Raw genomic sequence first — 1,677 nt, 5'->3', positions numbered from 1 at the left:
TTGATCGGCTAAGGCCCCCGGCCCCGCCGCCCCGCCCCGCGGGGTCCGCCGCCGCCCCCCACCGGGGCGGCGGCGCTCGTTTGGGGCTGCCCCGCCCCGGCCGTTCGGCGTGGGCGGGGTGGTGCGGGCGGGGCGGTGTCAGCGCCAGACGGCGACCTCGTCCAGCCCCTTCCGCTCCAGGTCCGGGACCGTCGCGCCGGGCGCGGGGTAGCCGACCGGGAAGAGGACGAAGGGCGCCTCGTGGGCGGGGCGGTCCAGGAGCTCGCCCAGGAACCGCATGGGCGCCGGCGTGTGCGTGAGCGTGGCGAGCCCCATGTGGTGGAGGGCCGCGACGAAGAGGCCGGCGGCGATGCCGCAGCTTTCCTGCACGTAGTAGTGCTTTCGGCGGCCGCCCGCCCCGCCCTCGCCGCCCCGCCCCGCCGGGCTCCAGCGCTGGGCGAACAGGACGACGAGCCACGGGGCCGTCTCCAAAAACGGCTTCTGCCAGTCGGTCCCGAGCGGGGCGAGCGCGTCGAGCCAGTCGTCCGGCGCGCGGTCGGCGTAGAAGGCGCGCTCCTCGGCCTCGGCCGCCTCGCGGATCTGGCGCTTCGTGTCCGGGTCCTGGACGGCCACGAACGTCCACGGCTGCTGGTGCGCCCCGCTCGGCGCCGTCGCCGCGGTCTGGATGGCGCGCTCGACGAGCGCGCGGGGGACCGGCCGGTCCGAAAAGTCGCGGACCGACCGGCGCCGGGCCATCTCGTGGTAGAACGCATCGGCCCGCGCCGCGCTCTCTGCGGGCGTGACGGGCTCGAAGTCGAGGGGGACGCGCTCGGCCACTACCGCGCGACCAGCCGGTACCGCACGACCACGCCGGCCCGGACCTGGCTCGACCCGGTCGAGTAGGCGCCGGGCTCCGCCTCGACGCGGACGGCCGCGACAGCGACGTCCATCATCGCCCCGCCCCGGTACGGCGGGACCATGCCGACGCCCTGCTCCTGGATCGACACGACCTCGCCGAGCGAGGCGCCGGCCGCCGTCGCCAGCCGCTCGGCCTTGGCGCGCGCCTGGGCCACGGCCTCGTCGAGCGCCCGGTCGCGGTACCGCCCGGGCTCGCTCAGCGTGTAGCCGATGCCGTCGAGCCGGTTCGCCCCGCTCTCGACCACCGACGCGACGAGGTCGGGGATGGCGGCGAGGCTGTCGGTCGTGACCGAGACGACGCGCGTGGCCTGGTAGCCGTCGGGGCCGTTCGGCCCGTAGTTCTGGCCCAGCTGGAGCGCGTCGATCTGGATCTGGCGGTCGGCGATCCCGAACGACCGCACGCGCGCGAGCACGCGCGCCACGTCGTCCTCGTGCTGGCGGAGCGCCTCGGCCGCCGTCGGCGCCTCAGTCACGACGCCGAGCCGGACCACGGCCCGGTCGGGCGGGGCGGAGACGAGGCCCTCGCCGGAGACGGTGATCGCGCCGTCGTCGAGGGCCGGCTGCGCCGACGCCGCGGCGGCGGCCAGAAGGAGGGCGGGGAGGAGGAGCCGGAGCATGGGCGGGGCGGGTGTGGGAGAGGCCGGAACGCGCGGGCGGGGCGGTTCCGGGTGCAGCGGGCAGCGGGCAGCGGGCAGCGGGCAGCGGGCAGCGGGCAGCGGGCAGCGGGCAGCGGGCAGCGGGCAGAATGCACCACCCCGCCCTCGGCGCGGGCGGGGCGGC

At 77.7% G+C, this 1,677-nt stretch carries 2 protein-coding genes; both read right to left on the bottom strand.

The window, feature by feature from the left end:
- Nucleotides 1-138: 138 nt before the first annotated feature.
- Nucleotides 139-816: a nitroreductase family protein gene (locus RM540_RS16250; protein WP_311666066.1), complete on the bottom strand. Its 678-nt coding sequence runs from the start codon at nt 814-816 to the stop codon at nt 139-141.
- Nucleotides 816-1,514, bottom strand: a complete 699-nt coding sequence (locus RM540_RS16245) for an SIMPL domain-containing protein (RefSeq protein WP_311666064.1) — start codon at nt 1,512-1,514, stop codon at nt 816-818. Before RM540_RS16245 ends, RM540_RS16250 begins: the two co-directional genes overlap by 1 nt.
- Nucleotides 1,515-1,677: the final 163 nt, after the last annotated feature.

Source organism: Rubrivirga litoralis, assembly GCF_031846415.1.
GTDB classification, from domain to species: domain Bacteria; phylum Bacteroidota; class Rhodothermia; order Rhodothermales; family Rubricoccaceae; genus Rubrivirga; species Rubrivirga litoralis.
The sequence above is the reverse complement of the archived record's forward strand: the minus strand, read 5'-3'. Positions and strand labels throughout refer to the sequence as shown.

Coding starts and splice junctions, on each gene's coding strand:
- RM540_RS16245 (WP_311666064.1), bottom strand. CDS start 1,514: ATGCTCCGGCTCCTCCTCCCCGCCCTCCTTCTGGCCGCCGCCGCGGCG.